The organism is Vibrio sp. 03_296 (assembly GCF_002265885.1).
The window spans coordinates 1-706 of sequence record NZ_NPKW01000224.1; the positions used below are offsets into that span (position 1 = coordinate 1).

Annotated in this window: 2 protein-coding genes; both read left to right on the forward strand. The window is 49.0% G+C overall.

From position 1 onward, the window contains the following. The coding region (locus tag CIK04_RS33540) for a hypothetical protein (protein WP_325205747.1) at nt 1-252 on the forward strand (252 nt) is incomplete at its 5' end. A 109-nt stretch (nt 253-361) separates the two neighbouring features. Continuing rightward, a complete protein-coding gene (locus tag CIK04_RS33545; RefSeq protein WP_325205748.1) occupies nt 362-622 on the forward strand; it encodes a DUF4092 domain-containing protein in 261 nt (86 codons plus the stop codon). Nucleotides 623-706 lie beyond the last annotated feature (84 nt).

The window sequence follows — 706 nt, forward strand, 5'->3', positions numbered from 1 at the left end:
ATCTTAACTCAAGCACAGTTGCTCAATGAGCAAGGTTTGCCTGTCAATGGTATTGCGTATTTCAGTACCCATGGTCGAGGTGTCACTGGAGTCGATAAGCAAGGAAGTATGATCGGTGATGGCCGCTTTGAATTCTCTTGGGGCGAAAACATCAGTTTTGCTATCGATACGTTTGAACTGGGTGAGATACGTGGTAATAAAACTGCCTTTCACCTGACTGAGCTCGCTCAAGGAAATGAGGGAAAACGTTGAAAAGCTGGTGCGATCGTTATGCTGACCTTACTACCAGTGACGYAACGCTTCCTCAAAAAGTTACCGAGGTTTTGCCCTCTATCCGAACGTGGTCAATGAAGCGATCTCTTTGTCGCTCAATAGTGATGATACGYTACTTGACGTGGGGGGAGGCCAAACGCAGCTGGTTCCGGGTGAATTTGAACAGCAATTTGCTCATGGCCTCGCGGCAGATATCGATCAGCAGCTCGCCAAACTATCTGCTCGTTCAACCTTTGAAATGCCAGTGGTTAAAGGCGCACTCGATCCGCAAGCAAGCCGCATTCAGGCGGATATCCAAAAGCTTTGGGGGGCCACTCAGCAAGTGCAGCAAGCTGGATGGAAAAAGTAGAACGTTCCATGTGTTCCATGACAGCACCAACTCTACGGAAGTACGGGTAATGCACGTGGTCAGGCGGCGGTGAATATTGCCAAT